Raw genomic sequence first — 18,878 nt, forward strand, 5'->3', positions numbered from 1 at the left:
CGGAGTACGGCCTAGACCTGAGGGGCAGGTGACGCGGGGCGCGGCATGCCTATGCTGCGATCCATGCGGCTGACGTCCTGGCGAACGGCACGATCCTGGTTCGGCCGCCAGCGGGTGGGTGACGCGCTGATCGTGGCCGCCTGCCTGGTCCTCACCACGCTGGCGGTCACGACGCCGTGGTCGCCGCTTCCCTTGCCGGTCGTCGGGGCCGCGGGCACGCTGGCCGCACTCGCCACGTGGTGGCGCCGGAGCCACCCGTACGCCGTCGTGGTGATCGCAGCGCTGGGTTACGCGCTGTCGGGCAACGAGGGGCCGCTGCTGGTCGGACTGTTCGCCGCCGGGCTCTACGCATCCCGCCGCCACGTCTGGTGGCTGGTGGTGGTCGGCTGGGCCGGGGCGAGCGGCCTGAACTCGGTGAAGGCCGGGCGTCTGGACTGGTGGGACGCCGAGTTCGCCGCCGTCGTGGCCGCCGCGACCGTCGGGCTCGGCGTCCACCTGGGCACCCGCCGGGCACTGCGGGAAGCGTGGCGCGAGCGGGCCGAGCGGGCCGACGCCGACCTGGCGGTACGCGAGGAACGTGCCCGTATCGTGGAGCGCAACCGCATCGCCAGGGAGATGCACGACGTGCTGGCGCACAAGGTTTCGCTGATCGCCCTGCACGCCGGGGCGCTGGAACTGACCGTGGACGGTGGCGTCGAACGCGTCCGGGAAGGCGCCGGGCTGATCCGGGTGACCGCCCGCGAGGCGCTCGTCGAGCTGCGTAGCGTGCTCGGTGTTCTGCGGGCCGACGCGCAGCCGTACGCGGACCTGAACTCCGTGGTCGCCGACGCCCGGTCGGCCGGGCAGCGCGTGGTGGTGCGCGACAGTGCGGGGCCGTTGCCGGCGCCGGCGGCGCGGGTGGTGCAGCGGGTCGTGCAGGAGGGGTTGACGAACGCGCGGAAGCACGCGTCCGGTGCGGAGGTGACCGTGACCGTCGTACGGTCGGTCGACGCGGTGACGGTGACCGTGGCCAACCCGGTGAGCGAGGCGGCGCTGGACCTGCCGGGTTCCGGGGTGGGGTTGGTGGGGCTGGCGGAACGCGTGCGCCTGGCCGGTGGAACGCTGACGGCCGGCCCGGCCGGGACCGGGTGGCGGCTGCGGGCGCAGCTGCCGGTCGTGATGTCCGCCAGGGATTTCGTGGTGCTTCCGGCGGGAGAGCCGCGGGACGTGGAAGCCCGATGATCTCGGTCCTGCTCGTCGACGACGAGGCGCTGGTGCGTGCGGGTCTGCGGCTGATTCTGGAGACCGCGGACGATCTAACCGTCGTCGGCGACGCGCAAGACGGACGCGCCGCGCTGGACGCGGTGACCCGGCACCGTCCGGATGTCGTCCTGATGGACGTCCGCATGCCCGGGATGGACGGTGTCACCGCGACGGCGGCACTCCAGACCCGGACGAACCCACCGCCGGTGATCATGCTGACCACGTTCGACACCGACGACGACGTGTTCCGGGCCCTGGAGGCCGGTGCCAGCGGTTTCCTGCTGAAGGACACACCGCCGACCGAACTGCTGCGCGCGGTACGCCTGGCCGCGACGGGAGACGGGATGTTGTCACCCAGCGTCACCCGGCAAGTCATCGCACGGATCACCGCGGACGACCGCACCCGCCGCCGGCGCGAGGCCCTGGCCCGGCTGGGCGGCCTCACCGGACGAGAACGCGAGGTCCTGGTCGAGATCGGGCGGGGCGCGACCAACGCGCAGATCGCGGGGCGCCTGCGGATGAGCGAGGCGACCGTGAAGAGCCACGTCACGCACCTCTTCGAGAAGCTCGCGGCCGGCAACCGGGTCCAACTGGCGATCACCGCGTTCCGCGCGGGGCTGGTCGACTGAAGGCCCTTGCCGCACGGCGAAGAACAGCTCCGCGAAGTAGCCCGGCCCCGGCCAACCCGCCACCGGCGGCCTCCGACCGGGTGCAGGACGGCCACGACGCACCCACGCCACCTTCAGCCCGAACGGGCACCGGATCACCGCCGCGACCGTCGGCCGGCTGGCCGGCGCACCGGGGGTCAGGGTGAGAGGGGCACCCTTCTCTACCGTATGCGTTAACAGGGGGCCCCTCCTTACCGCTCAGGCGACGGTCACGCCGCTCCCCAGGAGCGCAGCGTGTTCATCCACCCCTGGATCTGGCCGACCGAGCCGGTCATCACCCAGCTGTTGAAGCGCTTCTCGCCGGCCCCGACGTTGCCGTGCCGCAGCACGGTGAACTTCGACGAGGCGATGTCGAACTCGCCGGTGCCCGTGCCGCACCCGCCGCCGATGAACTTGTACATCCGCATCTCCGACACCGAGCCGCCCTGGCTGGTGTTCGCGCCGTACACCGCCATCGCCTTGGTCAGGTCGGCGTTGGCGATGATCACCCCGCCCCGGTTCGGCGGCGTCCAGGAGAAGTAGCTCGCGTCGGAGCACTGGCCGAAGTTGGTGCGCTCGGTCAGCGTCTGGCTGACCGCGTCGTAGGTGAAGTAGCGGTTGAACTCGGCCCGCAGGTACGCCGTCGGGACCTCGATGCCCGGGTAGGTCAGGGCCGGTGAGTTCAGCACCGTCTGGTACCGGGCGACCGGGCCGAGGCCGCCCCAGTCCAGGGTGATGTCCTTGCCGAGCTGGAAGTCCCGGTAGATCGCCGGGTTCTGCTCGCCGCCGCCGAAGTTCTGCGGGACGAAGTCGATCGGCATCGACCGGGTGGACTGGGTCTTCGACGCGGCGTCCGTGTTCAGGGCCAGCAGCGGCGACCCGTGCCGCCGGTACGCCGGCCAGGCCGGGTTGGACCAGGTGTCGCCGGCCTCGGTCGGGTTGGCCGTCACCCCGTCCCGGGAGAAGAACAGCGACGACTGCAACTGCCGGCCGTAGTCGAGGTTGTTGATGTACTGGGTGCCGTCGTACGTCCAGTTCCACAGCGCCCCGCCGGTGACCCGGTTGGACGAGATGGTCACCCCGCCCGCGCTCAGCGACGCCAGCGACGTCGCCGTGTTGAGGTACCGGGGCCAGGCGTACCCGTGGCCGCCCGCCTCGTCGCCGTAGCAGGGCTTCGCCCCCTCGTTCTGCGACCGGGTGCCGTGGTCGCCGGTGCACCCGTTGAAGGTGCGCAGGTACGGCTGCGTGCCGGCGGCCTGCGAGGTGTACGGGTAGCCGAGGGCGTACTCGGTGCCGAAGCCGGCCTCGCCGGCGGTACGGGAGTCCATGTGGTCGGAGCCGCCGTACCAGTTCGGATTGTGCAGCCGGTAGAGGGCCGACCGCCCGGAGCCCGAGTACTTCGGCACGTAGTGGGTCTGCCCGTCGACGGGGAACTGGTCCCGCTCGGCGGGGTTGTTGGTGGTCATCAGGTCGGGCCGGGAACCGACGGCGACCCGCCACAGCACGTTGGCGATCACCAGGTCGCCCCCCTCGGCGGCGCGCGCGGGTGCCGCCGGGCCCACGGCCGCCAGCAGCGTGCCGGCCAGCGCCGGCACGAGCACCAGGGCGACCCGGCGGCGACGCCGGAATCCGAAGCTGTTCATCCTGCCTCCGCAACTCGGCCCCGGCACGTGCGCCGGGCGCCTTCCGGGCGAGGATGTCGGCCCCCGGTATAGCGCTGGTATATCGGCGCGGGGGTCGACCCGCGGCGGTCGCAGGGGCCGACCGCGCCGTCAGCCGGGCGAGGGCCCGGCCCCGCCTGCGCCGGCCCGGGCGAGCAGCTCCCGGGCGCGTGCCGACCACAGCCGGGCGCCCATCCGGTCGAAGATCGCCAGCGCCCGGCGGAGGTGCTCCCGGGCCGCCGCGGGCTCGCCCCGGGCCAGGAACAGGGTGCCGAGGCTGGTCCGGGCGTACGCCTCCCACCGCGGGTCGGCGTGCGCGACGAAGACCGCCAGGGCGGCCGCCAGCTCCGCGTGCGCCTCGTCCAGCCGGCCGGACCCGGTGAGCGCGTCGCCCAGCCCGCGCCGGGCGTACGCCTCGCCGAGCGGGTCGGCGACCTCGGCGAAGGTCTCCCGGCAGCGGTGGTACGTCTCCCGCGCCTCGTCGTGCCGGCCCTGCTCGACCTGGGCCATGCCGAGCCCGAGCAGGGCCGCCGCCATGCCCAGCCGGTCGCCGAGCCGCTCGAAGCCGGCGTGGCAGTGCAGGAAGCACTCCTCGGCCTCGTCGAGGTGCCCGAGGTCCAGGTGGATGCCGCCCAGCGTGCGGCGCGCGTACGTCTCGCCGGAGCGGTCGCCGAGGGCCCGGAACGCGCCGACGCTGCGCCGGGCCACGTCCAGCGCCTCGTCGAGCCGGCCGAGCCCCCGGTACGCCACCGACAGCCCGCGCAGGGCGTGCGCGCTGCCCTGGTGCTCGCCCGCCGCCTCGAACAGCGGGAGCGCCTCGACGTACCGGCCGACGGCCCCCTCGGCGTCGCCGTGCCCCCACCGGGCGTCGCCCAGGCCGCGCAGCGCGTACGCCCTGCGCACGGGGCTGCCGGTCGTCTCGGCCAGCTCCAGCGACCGCCGGAAGTACGTCTCGGCCCGGTCGAACCGGCCCCGGTCCCGGTACAGGTCGCCGAGCCGCTCGGCCAGGTCGGCGGCCACGTCGGCGTTGCCGGCCCGGTAGGCGGCGTCCTGGGCGAGCTCGTGGGTGACCTGCCAGGCGCTCCACTGCGACCGTTCCGCCAGGAACATGGTCAACGCCCGCGCCAGCCGCCAGGTCACCTCCCACCGCCCGGTCCGGTGCGCCTGGCCCAGGGCCGCCACGACGTCGGTCTGTTCCCGGGCGAACCAGCGGCGCGCCTCCGCCCCGAACCGGCCCGCCCCGGCGGCGCCGGTCAGCGCGGCGGCGGACCGCTCGGCGGCGGCCACCCAGGCGGCGAAGGCGCGGTCCAGGGCCGCCGCCCGGTCGCCCGCCGGCTCGGCGACGGCCGCCTGCTCGGCCGCGTAGACCCGCAGCAGGTCGTGGGTGTGGTACCGGTCCCGGTCGCCGCCGGTCGGTTGCAGCAGCTGGGCGTCCACGAGCTGGTCCAGCGTGTCCTCGGCGTCGGCCGGGGCGGCGTCGAGCAGCGCGGCGGCGAGCCAGCCGGTGACGGTGGGCTGGTCGAGCAGGGCGAGCAGGTGGAACGCCCGGCGGGCGGCCGGTTCGAGGCCGTCGTAGCTGAGCTGGAAGCTGGCCCGGACGTCGAGGTCGCCGACGCGCAGCTCGTCGAGTCGACGCCGGCCGTCGGCGAGCCGGTCGGCGAACCGGTTCAGGCTCCAGTGGCCCCGGGTCGCCAGCCGGGCGGAGGCGACCCGGACGGCCAGCGGCAGCCGGCCGCACAGCTCGACGATCGCGCCGGCCGCCGCGGGCTCGGCCGCCACCCGGGCGGGGCCCGCCGCTGCGGCGAGCAGCTCCACGGCCTGCTCCCGGTCGAGCACGTCGAGGTGCAGCGCCCGCGCCCCGGCCAGCCCGGCCAGCGGCATCCGGCTGGTGACGACGGCGGCGCACCCCGGGCCGCCGGGCAGCAGCGGTCGTACCTGCTGCTCGTCGGCCGCGTCGTCGAGGACCACGAGGACCCGGCGGTCGGCCAGCCGGCTGCGGTAGCAGCGGACCCGCTCGTCGAACTCGACCGGGAGCTGCTGGTCGGTCATGCCGAGCGCGCGCAGGAAGCGGGCCAGCACGTCCGCCGGGTCGACCCGGTGCGCGCCCTGGCCGTGCAGGCTCACGTGGAGCTGGCCGTCGGGGAAGTGCGGCCGGAGCCGGTGCGCGACGTGCACGGCGAGGCAGCTCTTGCCGACCCCGGCGGTGCCGGAGAGCGCCCAGATCCGCATCGCCGCGGCCGGCGGCCGGCCGAGGAAGGCGACGGCGTCGGCGACCTGCTCGTGCCGCCCCGTGAAGTCGGGGATGTCGGCGGGCAGCTCCGCCGGCACGGGCCGGCTGACCCGCGCCGGGGCGGCCACGGCCGGGCGGCGCAGCCCGGGGGCCAGCGCCCGCAGGGCCGGGCCGGGGGGCACGCCGAGGTCGTCGGCGAGGACCCGCTCGGCCTCCCGGTACGCGGCGACCGCCTCCGCGTGCCGGCCGGCCGCCTGGAGCGCGCGTACCTGCTGTTCCCGGAAGCGTTCGTGCAGCGGGTGGTCGGCGACCAGACGGGCGAGCCGGGGGAGCAGGTCCTCGTGCCCGCCCAGGCGCAACACCGTCTCCACCGACTCGCCGATCGCCCGCAGCCGGCCCTGGTCCAGCGCGGCGGCCTCGCCGCAGAGCAGGCCCCGGCCGACGAGGTCGGCCAGCGCCGGGCCGCGCCACCAGAGCAGGGCGTCGTCGTACGCGTCGCGCGCGGCGGCCAGGTCGCCGCCCGCGGCCAGCCGCCGGGCCACGGTGACCCGGGCGTCGAACTCGTCGGCGTCGAGGCGGTAGGCGCCCGGGTCGAGCCGGTAGGCCCCGTTGCCGAAGGTGAGCCCGCCGGGGAGCAGCTTGCGGAGCTGGTGCACGTAGAGCTGGAGGTTCTTCAGCGCGGACCGGGGCGGGGCGGCGGGCCACAGGGCGTCCACCAGGTCGGCGACGGCGGTCGGCCGACCCGGCCGGAGCACCAGGACGGCGAGCACCGCACGCTGCTTGGGCGGCCCCAGCGGAACCGGCTCGCCGGCCAGCTCCGCCTCGACCGGGCCGAGAATGCGAACGAGTATCCGAACCCCCACGGCAGCCGGCGCGAGCCCATCCTGACGATCAACTCAGTCGATGATTGTAGGCCCGCCCGCCGACATGCCGAGGGTGTCCCGACGGGTGGGCGGCGGCGCGCCGCCGCCGCCCACCGCGGCGCTAGGAGTGGTTGAACGAGTAGGTGATGGTCTCGGCCGTGTTGGTCGGCAGGCACTGTGCGACGTCGGTCTTGCAGGCCGCCGGGGCGATGCCGAACAGGAACTGCACCGGGCCGGCGGTGAACGACCGGCTGGAGTCGGCGGTGATGCTGAGGTTGAACACGTACAGCACGTGGTCGGAGGTCTCCTGGTAGTCGGACCCGGTGGTCGGCATGCTCGGCCGGCTCCACAGCCGGACCCACCCGCCGTTCGCGGTGCTCTGGTGGAAGCGCATGAACGGCTGGCCGCCCGGGTTGTTGCGCAGCCACTGGGTCGGCACCGCCACCGGGAACGAGACGTACTGGGTCTTGAAGTTGAGCGTCGCCCCCGAGGCCGGCCCGTAGACCCCGGCCCCCGAGCCGATCAGCGGGCTGTACGACATCCAGTCCGACCAGGGGCCGGTCATGCCGAGCCCGGCGAAGCGCACCCGGAACCGCGCCGAGGCGTCCCGGGCGGACGGCACCGGGAACCGGCTGTAGTCCGACGTCGAGCAGAGGTACTTGTCGACCGGCGAGCAGTAGCCGCTGAGCTGCTTGACCTGCCCGCCGATGTCCTGCTGGACATGCCACGACGGGTACGACGCCCCGGCGTCCACCACGTACTGCGGCATCTCCCAGTAACTGACCGGGTAGAGCACGTTGTTGAAGTAGGTGCGCCAGACGACCTCCTTCGGGCGCGGGCAGTGCTCGGTGGCGCCGACCCCCCGCTCCCAGACGAAGTCGCAGTACGCCCGCTTGTAGCGGGGCGGCAGCTTCGAGTAGACGCGGTCGGTGTGCGCCACCAGCCCCCAGTTCTCCGCCGGGGCGTCGGCGTTGCCCTGGTGGTAGCGGTACCAGATCGCCTGGGCGGTGTCGGCGCGGTTGGCCAGGGCGGTGAAGACGTCCTTGACGTACTGGCCCTGTTTGGCCTCCTTCTCCTCCAGGGTGGACGCGGCCACGTCGTTGGAGTTGAAGCCGACCTCGGTGAGCCAGAACAGCGAGGTGGACTGCGGCACGCCCGCGGCGTTGAGCACCGCCCGGACGGCGTCGAGGCGGCCGTTGATGCCGGCCAGCAGCGTCGCCGTGGCGGTGTTGGCGTAGCCGCCGGGCAGGCTCAGCCCCATCGCGAAGGGGTACGGGTGGTAGCCGATCCCGTCGAACGGCCACGCCCCGCCGTTGGCCGAGCGGAACGCGGCGACCGAGGCGGAGCTCAGCACCCCGCTCAGGTGATTGGTGTCGTCGTTGGCGGTGCCGGAGTCACCGCCGTCCATCGCGGGGTGCATCCCGTGCGTGATCACCTTGACCGTGCTGCCGCAGGGCTTGCTGCCGGCGAGCCGGCAGTACCGGTAGAACTTTCCGATCAGCCGGCCGTACGCGTCGCCCGGCACCACGTACGGGCCGGGGTGCGCGGCGGTGCCGGGGTGGTACAGCTTGTTGGCCTCGTTGAGCACCTCGACGGCGGCCAGCCGGCTGCCGAACGTGGTGACCACCGACAGCGCCTTGTCGATCCACACCTTCATGAACTTCGTCGTGGTGCCGTACTCCGGGTACTGGCTGACCGCCACGGAGTCCTGCAACTGGTACAGGTAGGGCTCGCTCGCCGGCACCCCGCTGTTGCTGACCCCGCCCTCGACCAGGGCGAAGTTCAGCACCGCGATGACCTTGACGTCGCTGGGCAGCTTGTCGATCAACCGGCGGTAGAGCGTGAAGTCGACGGCCGTCTCGCCGGGGGCGGCGATCTCCAGGCGTACCGTCTTGACCTTGGCCTCGACCAGGTCCTTGATCATCTGGTCCTCGAACGCGACGCGCTGCGCGTCGGTGAGGTTCGGTTCGACGGCGGGCCGCAGGCTCCACGGGCTCATGACGGCCAACCCGGTCTTCGACTGGGGTGCGACGACCGCCGGAGCGACGGCGGTCGTCACCCGGCCGGCGTCGGCTGCCGAGAGCTGTGCGGTCGTGATCTGCGTGGCGGCGGCCGGTGGCGGCCCGGCGGCCGGGTCGGCGGCGGCGGGCCGTCCGGTGCCGACCGCCGTCACGGCGACGACGGTCAGGCCGGCCAGCAGCCGGCTCGTTGCTCGGTGTCGCATGCAACCTTCTCCCTCGCTCCGGCCCGTGCCGGCCGGACTGCCGCGAGCATGCGAGCCACCGGTATGCATCCGGTATAACCGCCGGTCGGATCAGCCGCCGGGCCGACTTTCCGGGGCGGTGGTCGACCTTTCGGGGCGGTCGCCGGTCCGACGCTCCGGGGTGGTCGCCGGGCCGGCCTCCCGGGGTGGTTGTCGGGCCGACCGGCGGGGCGGGCATTCACAGCCCGGCCACAAGCGGGGCACAGAGGGCCCCGGCCGGGCGTGTCTAGCGTCGGGACCAGCCGACGAGCGCCGAACCCGGGAGGAACCCATGCACCACCACCTCGACCACCACGAAGGGCAGCGGGTCAGCCGCCGCCGGCTGATCGCCGGAATCGGCTCGGTCGGGCTCGCCGGCCTGCTGGCCGCCTGCGGGCGGGACGGCGGCACGGTCACCACGTCCACCGGCGAGACGCTCTCCCCGCAGGCCACCGCCAGCACGTCCGCCGACCTGACCGCGCTGTTCGCCGAGGCCGGCACGTGCACGCTGACGGCGAGCACCACCCAGGGCCCGTACTACTTCGACGCCGACAAGATCCGCAGCGACATCCGGGAGGACCGGGAGGGCACCCGGCTGCGGGTGGCGATCCGGGTGCAGGACAGCGAGCAGTGCGGGCCCCTGGCCAACGCCGTCGTGGAGATCTGGCACTGCGACGCCGCAGGGCTGTACTCGGGTGCGGAGGCGCAGTCGTCCGGCGCGGGTGGCGCGCAGGGCGGCGGCGCTCCGCCGAGCGGCGGACCGGGTGGAGGGACCCCGCCGAGCGGCGCTCCCGACGGCACCCCGCCGAGCGGCGGACCGGGCGGAGGGACCCCGCCGAGCGGCGCTCCCGGCGGCGGCGCGGCGCCGGGCGGCGGCTCCGAGGGGTCGGCGGCCGACCTCACGCCCACCGACGACAAGCGTTACCTGCGCGGGGCCCAGGTCACCAACTCCGACGGGATCGTCGAGTTCACCACCATCTGGCCGGGCTGGTACCGGGGCCGCACCACGCACATCCACGCGATGGTGCACGTCGACAACAATCGGGTGCTGACCACCCAGATGATGTTCGACGAGGCCCTCAACACCAAGGTGTACGCCGCCGCGCCGTACGCGGCGCACACCGGGCGGGACACCTTCAACGACAACGACACGATCTACGCCGACAGCATGCTGATGAAGGTCGTCGAGGACGGCGACGGCCACCTCGGCGTGATCAACTTCTCGGTCGACTCCGACCGGGACGGCTCGTGATGCACCCGCCCCGCCCGTCCCGCCCCGCCTCGCGCCCCGCCCCGCCTCGCCCCGCCCCGCCTCGCCTCGCCGGGGCGTCAGGGTAAGAAGGGGACCCTTCTCTACCGTATGCGTTAAGAGGGGGCCCTTCCTTACACCTCTCGGGCGTAGCGGAGCTGGGGGGTGCGGGCGGTGCCGATCAGCTCCTCCCGGCGCTCGCCGGTGGGCCGCCAGCCGCCCCGCTCGTAGAAGCGCCGGGCCGGCGCGTTGCCGGCCAGCACCCACAGCACCGCCCGCGTCCGGCCCCGGTCGCGCATGGTGGCCAGCGCGTCGTCCATCAGCGCCCGGCCGGTGCCCCGGCCCCGCTCGGCGGGTTCGAGGTGGATGGCGTTGAGCAGCCCGGTCGCCGGGTCGCCCGCGTCGTCCGGGCCCACGTAGCTGAAGCCGACCAGCCGGCCGTCACGCTCGGCGACGGTCATCAGGTGGTCGTCGCGCTCCCAGGTCCACCGCTCCACCCAGTACCACCCCATCGCCTCCTGCGTCGGGTCCGCGAGGGCCTCCGCCGGCAGGAACGACGAGTACGCGGCCACCCGGGAGCGCTGGTGCAGCGCCCCCACGGCACGCAGGTCGTCGACGGTGGCGTGGCGGAGGGTGATCGTCACCCGGCCGAGGGTACCCGCCGGGGCGGCACCGGGACGGTCGTCAGGTCCTCGGCGACGACCAGCTCACCGGCGAAGTGCTCGCGGGCCTCGTCGGCGAAGCGCCGGGCGTCGCCGTAGCGCTGGGAGAAGTGGGTGAGCACCAGCGTGCGTACCCCCGACTCGGCCGCCACCTGAGCGGCCTGACCGGCGGTGAGGTGCCCGGCCTCGGCGGCGAGCGCGGCCTCGCTCGCCAGGAACGTCGACTCGATGACCAGCAGGTCGGCGTGCTCGGCGAGGGCGTACACGTTGTCGCAGAGCCCGGTGTCCATCACGAACGCGAACCGCTGCCCGGGGCGGGTCACGCTCACCTCGTCGCGGGTGACGCGCCGCCCGCCGACGTCGAGGTGGCCGGCGCGCAGCAGCTCGCCGACGGCCGGGCCGGATATCCCGTACGCGGCCAGCCGCTGGGGCAGCATCCGGCAGCCGTCCGGCTCGACGAGCCGGTAGCCGTACGTCTCGATGGGGTGCCGCAGCCGGCGGGCCTCCAGGACGCCGCCGCCGCGCAGGGCGACCCGCTGACCGTCGGCGCTGATCGGCTCGACGGCCAGCTCGGCGGTCTCGTGGAAGGAGCTGGCGTGCCGCAGCCGGGCGAAGTAGTCGGCCCCGCCGGCCGGGAAGTGCACCGCCACCGGGCGCGGAACCCGGTCCAGCGACAGTCGCTGGATGGTGCCGGGCAGCCCGAGGCAGTGGTCGCCGTGGAAGTGGGTGACGCAGATCCGGGTCAGGTCGGTGGCGGTGACGCCGGTGTGCAGGAGCTGCCGCTGGCTGCCCTCGCCCGGGTCGAAGAGGATCACCTCGTCGTCCCAGCGCAGCACGTACCCGTTGTGGTTGCGTGCCCGGGTCGGGGTCTGGCTGGCCGTCCCGAGCACCACCAGTTCACGCATGGACACGGCGCTCTCCCCGGCGGATACATGAAGCGACCCCCGGGGCTTCCGTGCTCGCGCACGGGCCGGCTGGACTTGGCCGGCACCCCGGGGGTCGGGTGGCTGTCGTGGTTTCGCCGCACCGCTGCCACACGGTCTCGACGATCGTGCACCCGCCTCGCGGCGGGCAGGTTCTCACTGTCGAGGACAGCGGCTAGCGGACAGCCACCTCACGAGTCCGATTGCTATACAAGTCTGGACCACCTCCTTTCCCGTGTACCGCCACGCTACCCACTGGATCCCGGGTGCCGGTAGTGATTTTTGAGGAACTCTCGCCGGGCGGAGCCGGCAGACTTTCGTCTGGATCGTCGAAAGTTCGTGCTTGTCTGGCCTATCTTTCGCCTCAACTGGGCATTACTGTCTGTTCCACGCAGTCTGAGCAGCAGATCTCGACCAGCCACACTTCGACCAGCCGCATCTCGCCCCCGCCCGGGTCGTCCCCTCGGGCGCTTCCCAGTGAGGTGAACCGTGCCCGTCCTCCCCGCCACCACCCCCCGAACACCCGCCCGACGATCACTGATCGCGTTCGGTCTGGCCGGCGCGTTGGCCGTGACCGCCGGACCGGTCGCCCCGGCAGCCGCGGCCGGCCGACCGGCCGGCCCGACCCCGCCCCGGCAGTCCACCGCCACCGGCGCGAACGTGGCGAATCCGGTGGTCGCCGGCCCGATCGCCCGGACCACCCCGGTCGGCGACTCCCGGCACGGCTACCCGTTCCTCGCCACCGACGTCGACCTTGCCGCCGCCGGGTACGTCGAGGAGGAGTTCTTCCTCTTCGGCACCGCCACCCGCTACGCCGTGCAGGGCACCCAGGACGCGGCAGTGCTCGGCGCCGACCAGCCGTACGGCACCCGGCTGGTCGTCCGCCGCCCGGCCAACACCGGGAAGTTCAACGGCGTCGTGATCGCCGAGTGGAACAACGTCAGCAACCAGTGGGACCAGGAGGTCGACTGGTTCCAGTCGCACGAGCACCTGATCCGGGAGGGATACGCCTGGGTCGGGGTCTCCGCCCAGCGGGCCGGGCTGCACTCGGCCACCGGGCTCAAGGCGTGGAGCCCGGGCCGCTACGGTCCGCTGGACCTCACGGTGGGCGGCACGGTCACCGACGACAGCCTCTCGTACGACGTCTTCAGCCAGGCGGTGAAGGCGGTCCGCCACCCGACCGGCGTCGACCCGCTGGGCCGGCTGCCCGCCCCCCGGTACGTGATCGCCACCGGTCACTCACAGTCGGCCGGCCGGCTCGCGAACTACTACAACGGCGTCCAGCGCTCGGCGAACGTGCTCGACGCGGTCGTCCTGCACGGCGGCGGCGGGGTGCTGCGCACCGACCTCGCGACCCCGGTGTTCCGGCTCAACTCCGAAGGGGACGTCGCCAGCGGCATCCTGCCCGCGGCGGCGCGGTCCCAGGCCGACTCGCCGGTCCTGCGGTCCTGGGAGGTCGCCGGCGCGTCGCACGGCGACTGGAAGCTGATCACCGACTACGGTCCGCTGCGCAAGCGGGACATCGGCAGCTACCCGGGTGGCTACCCGGGCGAGCCGCAGACCTGCACGCTGCCCTCCCTGTCGCGGGTGCCGCAGCACATGGTGCAGAACGCGGTGTACGACCACACCGTCGCCTGGGTCGCCCACGGCGTCGCTCCGCCGGCCGCGCCCCGGATCGACATGACCGGCACGACGCCGCCGGCCGTCGCCCGGGACGACCTCGGGCTCGCCCTCGGCGGCATCCGGCTCGCCCAGCACGAGGTGCCGCTGCGGATCAACAGCGGCAGCAACAGCGGGCCCGGCTTCTGTTTCCTCGACGGCAGTTCGGTGCCGCTGACCGACGCGCAGCTCGCCACGCTCTACCCGACCGTCCGGTCGTACGTCGACGCCAGCGTCGCCGCGACGCTGCTCGCCGCCGACGCCGGGCACCTGCCCCGGTCGTTCACCCGCGACCCCGCCTGGTACTCGGACCTGCGTGACCTGATCGGCGAGTACGTGGCCGCCGGCCGGATCAGCGAGTACGCGGCGGCCCGCCTGGAGGACCGGCTCCGGCGGGCCGAGCAGGCCGGCACCGCCGGCAACACGGCCCGCGCGGGCGCGCTGCTGGAGCAGTTGGCCGACCGGGCGGAGAAGTCGATCACCCGCGACCCGGCCGCCCGGGACGCGGTGCTGCGGACGACCGAGGCGCTGATCGCGCTCCTCGACGCCGCGGAGCGCCGCGCCCGGTGACCCGGCCGCGCCGGCCGCCCGACCGGGCGGCCGGCGCGGCCGCAGCGGTCAGTCGGCGATGCCGATCGGGCCCTCGCGTGGCCCCTCCTCGCTGGCCGGCTGCACCGCCAGCGACGGGAAGTCGGCCAGGTCGCCCTCGGGCTCGGCGTCCCACTCGGGGAACACCAGGTCGCTCTGGAGGTAGAGGCAGAGCAACTGGGTGAGGTGGCCCAGCCCGTCGAGGTGGGTGCGCTCGTGGCCGTGGGTGGCGTCCACCCCGAAGCCGAGCAGCGCCACCCGGGCGTGCGCGCCCGCCTCCACCGCCGCCGCCACGTCCGAGCGGTAGAACTCGAAGACGTCGCGGACCAGGTCCACCCCGTGCTCGCGGGCGATCGAGGCGAGGTTGCGGGTCAGGTGGTAGTCGAACGGGCCCACCCCGTCGCCCATGGCCAGGGTGGCCGCGTTCTCCCGGGACTGCTGCCCGGGGGCGACCACCGCGGCGTCCACGGAGACGATCTCGGCGACGTCCGGGTCGAGGCCGTGGCTCGCCCCGTGCCCGATCTCCTCGGTCACCGTCACCAGCAGGTGCGCGGTCACCGCCGGGGTGACGCCCGCGTCGACCATCGCCTTGAACGCGGTCAGCACCGCCGCGACCCCGGCCTTGTCGTCCAGGTGCCGGGACTTGACGTACCCGCTCGGGGTGATCGTCGGGTTCGGCAGGAACGCCACGAAGTCCCCGACGTCGATGCCCAGCGCCCGCAGCCCGGCCTCGTCGGCCACGGGCTCGTCGACCCGCACCTCGACCTGCTCCCAGCCGACCCCCTGGAGGTCGACGGCCTCGTTGTAGCGGTGCCCGCTGGCCTTCAGCGGCAGCACCTGGCCGCTGATCACCCGGTCCAGGTCGTCGGTGAAGATCCGCACGTGCGCGCCCTCGGCGAACCGGGCGCTGTGCGTGCCGACCTGCATCAGCTCCAGCCGGCCGTTCTCCTTGAGCCGCTTCACCATCCCGCCGATGGTGTCGGTGTGCACCACGACCGCCCGGTCCGCCCCGGTCTCCCGGGGCCCCGGCAGGCAGGCGCTGAGCGCGCCGCGCCGGGTCAGCGTGGAGGAGATCCCGAGCGCGGAGAGGCGCTCGCCCACGTACTGCTGCACGTGGTCGGTGCGCCCCGACGGGCTCGGGATCTCCAGCAGCTCCACCAGCACCTGGCGGAGGTAGTCCAGGTCGATCTTCAGCGGGACGGGTTTGCGTGCGGTCATGCCTGAGAGCTTGCCGCACCCGCCGGTGTCCAGAGGCGTTGCGGTGCCCGCGTGCCGGGAAAGAGGAGGTCGACGAAGCGCTCGGCGGTCGGCTGCGGCTCGTGGTTGGCCAGGCCGGGCCGCTCGTTCGCCTCGATGAACACGTGCTCCGGGGCGTCCGGGGCGCTGACCAGCAGATCCAGCCCGGTCACCGGGATGTCCAGCGCCCGGCTGGCCGCCACGCACGCCTCGGCGATCGCCGGGTGCAGCTCGCCCGTCACGTCGTGGATCGTCCCGCCGGTGTGCAGGTTCGCGGTGCGGCGCACGGCCAGCACCGTCCCCTCGGGCAGCACGTCGCTCAGCTCGTAGCCGGCGTCGGCGACGACCTCCCGGGTCATGTCGTCGACGGGGATGCGCGACTCGCCCCCGGTGGCGGCGGCCCGGCGGCGGCTCTGCCGCTCGATCAGCTCGGCGACGTCGTGCACCCCGTCGCCGGTGACCTGGGCGGGCCGCCGGACGGCGGCGGCCACGACCTCGTGGTCGATGACGATCACCCGCAGGTCCTCGCCGTCGCGCATCTGCTCGATCAGCACGTCCGGGCAGAAGCCGCGGGCCAGCGCCACGGCGGCGGTCAGCGCCTCCGGCGTGCGTACGCCGACGGTGATGCCGTTGCCCTGCTCGCCGCGCGCCGGCTTCACCACCACCCGGCCCACCTCGGCCAGGAACTCGACGTCGGCGTCGTCGCCGGTCGCGGTGCGCCCGGCCGGCACCGACAGGCCCGCCTCGGTGAGGATGCGCCGGGTGACCCGCTTGTCGTCGCAGCGGCTCATCGCCACCGCCGAGGTCAGCTCGGACAGCGACTCGCGGGTGACGATCGTCCGGCCGCCGTTGCTCAGCCGCAGCTCGCCCCACTCCGGGTCGGTGACCTCCACCCGGATGCCCCGGCGCATCGCCTCGTCCGCGACGATCTTCGCGTACGGGTTGAGCCGGTCGTACCCCTTCGGGGCGGCCGGCAGGAACAGCCGCTCGTTGATCGGGTTCTTCCGCTTCACACAGAGCGTCGCGGTGCGGTAGAAGCCGAGCCGCTCGTACAGCCGGATCGCCCCGGTGTTCTCGGCCAGCACCGACAGGTCGACGAACGCCCGCCCGCGCGCGGTGAGCCGGGCCGCCAGCTCCGTCAGCAGCGCCTGGCCGGTGCCGGGCGGCGCGGTGTTGAAGTCGACGGTGAGGCACCACAGGCTCGCCCCGTTGTCCGGGTCGGCGAAGACCGCGACGTGGTCCACGCCGGTGATCGTGCCGACCACGTCCCCGGTGGCGTCCTCGGCTACCAGGTGCAGGAACCGGTCGGTGCGGGCGTTGTCGACGAGCACGTCGACCGGGGCGGTGACCATGCCGTTGCGGGCGTAGATCCGGTTCACCGCGTCGGCGTCGTCCGCGTCGCGCAGCGTCCGGATCCGCAGCCCGGGCAGCCCGTCGCGCTCGTCGGCGGCGGCCGGCGGCGCGGGCAGCCGCAGCCGGTACGTCAGCGACGGGTCGATGAACAGCTCGTCGGGCAGCCGGGACACCAGCACGTGCGGGTCGCGCAGGTAGATGCAGATGTCCCGCGCCCCGGCCGCCTCCGAGCGCAGCACCGCCGCCACGGCGGCCTGCTCGGTGAACGTCTGGCCGAACACCAGCCGCCCCCAGCCGCAGTCGAGCACCACGCCGCCGCCGGCCGGCTGTTCCCCCTCGGCCGGCCCGTCCGGGGCGTCCGGCCGGGCCGGGGCGGGCGCCACCGGGTCACCGCCCGGCCCCACCCGTTCGCGGCGGCGGCCCAGCACCCGCTCCCGGTCGGTGCGCGCCGTCCCGGTCGCCAGGGTGTCGCTCACGGTCAGTCGATTCCGTGGCTCTGGAGCCACATTTCCAGGAGTCCCAGCTGCCACAGCTTGTTTCCGTTCAACGGGGTGAGTTCGGCGTTCGGGTCGGCCAGCAGCGCGTCGACGTACTCGGTGCGGAACAGGTTGCGGTGGCGGGCGGCGGGCGCGTGCAGCGCGTCGCGTACCCGGTCGAGGAGCTTGCCCTCCAGGTGGGTGAGGCCCGGCACGGGGAAGTAACCCTTCGGCCGGTCGATGACCTCGTGCGGCAGGACCCGGCGGCCGATCTCCTTCAGCACGCCCTTGCCGCCCTGGGCCAGCTTCAGCTCCGGCGGGCAGGTCGCGGCGAGCTCCACGAACTCGTGGTCGAGGAACGGCACCCGGGCCTCCAGCCCGTGCGCCATGGTCATGTTGTCGACCCGCTTCACCGGGTCGTCGGTCAGCATGATCTGGGTGTCGATCCGCAGGCCCGCGTCGACGGCGGTCTGCGCGCCGGGCCGGGCCAGGTGGGCGGCCACGAACTCCCGCGCCGGGTCGCCGTCGGCCAGCCACGCCGGGTCCAGCACCCGGGCCAGCCCGGCCGCGTCCCGGTCGAGGAACGCCTTCGCGTACGTCTCGACGGCCCGCTCCCGGTCGACGCCGGCCAGCGGCGGGTACCAGTGGTAGCCGCCCAGGATCTCGTCCGCGCCCTGGCCGGACTGGACCACCTTGACGTGCCGGGACACCTCCTGGCTGAGCAGCCAGAACGCCACGCAGTCGTGGCTGACCATCGGCTCGCTCATCGCCGCCACCGCCGCCTCCAGCGGGGGCAGCAGGTCCCGGGCGGCCACCCGGATCTGGTGGTGGTCGGTGTCGAAGGTCTTCGCCACGATGTCGGAGTAGACGAACTCGTCGCCGGAGCGGCCGCCGACGGCGTCGAAGCCGATGGAGAACGTGGCCAGCCCGCGCTGGCCCTGCTCGGCGAGCAGGGCGACGACCAGGCTGGAGTCCAGCCCGCCGGAGAGCAGCACGCCGACCGGCACGTCGGCGACCATCCGGCGGCGCACCGCCGTGGTCAGCGACTCCAGCAGGGCGTCCTCCCAGTCGCGGGCGGACCACCCGGCCCGCTCCGCACGCCGGGTGAACGCCGGGTCCCAGTAGACCCGCTCGTGGGTGGTGCCGTCGGCCTCGTAGACCCGGACGGTGGCCGGGGGCAGCTTGGCGACCCCGCGCAGGATGGTGCGCGGCGGCGGCACGATGCTGTGGAAGCTCAGGTAGTGGGCCAGCGCCACCGGGTCGATGGCGGTGTCGACGCCGCCGCCGGCCAGCAGCGCGGGCAGGGTGCTGGCGAAGCGCACCACGCCCGGGGACTCGGCCACGTAGAGCGGCTTGATGCCGAGCCGGTCGCGGGCCAGCACGAGGCGGCCGGTGTCCCGCTCGCTGATCGCCACGGCGAACATCCCGACCAGGTGGTCGACGAAGTCGAGCCCCCACTCGGCGTACGCCTTGACGACCACCTCGCTGTCGCCGGAGGAGAAGAAGCGGTGCCCCCTGGCCTGCAACTCCTCGCGCAGCTCGCGGTAGTTGTAGACGCAGCCGTTGAAGACGCCCGTCAGCCCCGACGCCGGGTCGACCAGCGGCTGCCCGCTCGCCGCCGACAGGTCGATGATCTTGAGGCGGCGGTGGCCGAGAGCGGTCGCCCCCTGGGACCACACGCCGCTGTCGTCGGGCCCCCGGTCGCTCATCATGGCCGCCATGCGTTCCACCGCCGCGACGTCGGCCCGCGAGCCGTCACGGCGGAACTCCCCAGCCAGTCCGCACATGCCAGACAATGCTGCCAGAGGTGAGCCCCGCTCGCCTGTTGAGATGATGTCGTCGGCGTT

General features: G+C 74.0%; 12 protein-coding genes. 4 read left to right on the forward strand and 8 right to left on the reverse strand.

Annotated elements, in window-relative coordinates; genetic code table 11:
- The first annotated feature begins 63 nt into the window (after positions 1-63).
- The gene (locus O7633_RS25305) at positions 64-1,221 is read left to right on the forward strand and encodes a histidine kinase (protein WP_278132122.1); all 1,158 of its coding nucleotides are present in this window, start codon (positions 64-66) and stop codon (positions 1,219-1,221) included.
- Positions 1,218-1,871, forward strand: a complete 654-nt coding sequence (locus tag O7633_RS25310) for a response regulator transcription factor (RefSeq protein WP_278132123.1) — start codon at positions 1,218-1,220, stop codon at positions 1,869-1,871. The genes O7633_RS25305 and O7633_RS25310 overlap by 4 nt, the downstream gene beginning before the upstream one ends.
- Positions 1,872-2,119: 248 nt before the next feature.
- Here O7633_RS25310 and O7633_RS25315 read toward each other — a convergent pair whose 3' ends face one another.
- The 3 genes from O7633_RS25315 to O7633_RS25325 form a co-directional block, all read right to left on the reverse strand.
- Positions 2,120-3,532 (reverse strand): hypothetical protein, encoded by a 1,413-nt coding sequence (locus O7633_RS25315; protein WP_282324156.1) that lies wholly within the window; start codon positions 3,530-3,532, stop codon positions 2,120-2,122.
- Positions 3,533-3,661: 129 nt separating this feature from the next.
- Complete coding sequence (locus tag O7633_RS25320) at positions 3,662-6,643, reverse strand: BTAD domain-containing putative transcriptional regulator (RefSeq protein ID WP_282324157.1); 2,982 nt, start codon at positions 6,641-6,643, stop codon at positions 3,662-3,664.
- 121 nt (positions 6,644-6,764) lie between these two features.
- Positions 6,765-8,867, reverse strand: a complete 2,103-nt coding sequence (locus tag O7633_RS25325) for a hypothetical protein (protein ID WP_278132128.1) — start codon at positions 8,865-8,867, stop codon at positions 6,765-6,767.
- 310 nt (positions 8,868-9,177) lie between these two features.
- Between O7633_RS25325 and O7633_RS25330 the strand changes: the two genes are divergently transcribed.
- Positions 9,178-10,137: a hypothetical protein gene (locus O7633_RS25330; RefSeq protein WP_282324158.1), complete on the forward strand. Its 960-nt coding sequence runs from the start codon at positions 9,178-9,180 to the stop codon at positions 10,135-10,137.
- Positions 10,138-10,268: 131 nt separating this feature from the next.
- Here the strand turns inward: O7633_RS25330 and O7633_RS25335 are convergent, their stop codons facing one another.
- Positions 10,269-10,778: a GNAT family N-acetyltransferase gene (locus O7633_RS25335; RefSeq protein WP_282324159.1), complete on the reverse strand. Its 510-nt coding sequence runs from the start codon at positions 10,776-10,778 to the stop codon at positions 10,269-10,271.
- On the reverse strand, positions 10,775-11,707 hold the full coding sequence (locus tag O7633_RS25340) for a ribonuclease Z (RefSeq protein ID WP_282324160.1): 933 nt from the start codon (positions 11,705-11,707) through the stop codon (positions 10,775-10,777). The genes O7633_RS25335 and O7633_RS25340 overlap by 4 nt, the downstream gene beginning before the upstream one ends.
- Positions 11,708-12,208: 501 nt before the next feature.
- Between O7633_RS25340 and O7633_RS25345 the strand changes: the two genes are divergently transcribed.
- A complete protein-coding gene (locus O7633_RS25345) occupies positions 12,209-13,948 on the forward strand; it encodes an alpha/beta hydrolase domain-containing protein (RefSeq protein WP_282324161.1) in 1,740 nt (579 codons plus the stop codon).
- Positions 13,949-13,996: 48 nt separating this feature from the next.
- Here the strand turns inward: O7633_RS25345 and O7633_RS25350 are convergent, their stop codons facing one another.
- The 3 genes from O7633_RS25350 to O7633_RS25360 are packed head-to-tail and all read right to left on the reverse strand — an operon-like array spanning position 13,997 to position 18,818.
- Positions 13,997-15,184: an osmoprotectant NAGGN system M42 family peptidase gene (locus O7633_RS25350; RefSeq protein ID WP_074476645.1), complete on the reverse strand. Its 1,188-nt coding sequence runs from the start codon at positions 15,182-15,184 to the stop codon at positions 13,997-13,999.
- Positions 15,181-17,031: an N-acetylglutaminylglutamine synthetase gene (ngg, locus tag O7633_RS25355; RefSeq protein ID WP_282324163.1), complete on the reverse strand. Its 1,851-nt coding sequence runs from the start codon at positions 17,029-17,031 to the stop codon at positions 15,181-15,183. Before ngg ends, O7633_RS25350 begins: the two co-directional genes overlap by 4 nt.
- Positions 17,032-17,033: 2 nt before the next feature.
- A complete protein-coding gene (locus O7633_RS25360) occupies positions 17,034-18,818 on the reverse strand; it encodes an N-acetylglutaminylglutamine amidotransferase (RefSeq protein WP_282324164.1) in 1,785 nt (594 codons plus the stop codon).
- Positions 18,819-18,878 lie beyond the last annotated feature (60 nt).

Source organism: Micromonospora sp. WMMD712 (genome assembly GCF_029581295.1).
GTDB lineage: Bacteria > Actinomycetota > Actinomycetes > Mycobacteriales > Micromonosporaceae > Micromonospora > Micromonospora carbonacea.